Raw genomic sequence first — 250 nt, 5'->3', positions numbered from 1 at the left:
GCCCTTGGCCGTTCGCATCGGCCGGGATGGAGATGCCGCCGATCGTCAGTTCGGATGCGGTGATCGTCGCGCCGTCTTGGGCCGCGTTGATGTCCGGGAACTTGGCTTCCTCGACGTAATAGCCGCCGTCCTCGTCCTCTTCGACGCCGGTGAGCGCGATATCGCCGATCGTGAAGGCCTCGCCGCCATTCGGCTTAAAGCTGGCATTCTTCAAGGTCATGGTCGTATCATCGACATCAATGCCTTCGGC

At 61.6% G+C, this 250-nt stretch carries 1 protein-coding gene; it reads right to left on the bottom strand.

What is annotated here, in order from left to right:
• A partial coding sequence (locus ACPYOM_RS23205; protein ID WP_481347776.1) for a hypothetical protein occupies positions 1 to 220 on the bottom strand: 220 nt, incomplete at its 3' end.
• Positions 221 to 250: the final 30 nt, after the last annotated feature.

It is taken from the genome of Monashia sp. HAY1-2A (assembly GCF_056755315.1).
The sequence above is the reverse complement of the archived record's forward strand: the minus strand, read 5'-3'. Positions and strand labels throughout refer to the sequence as shown.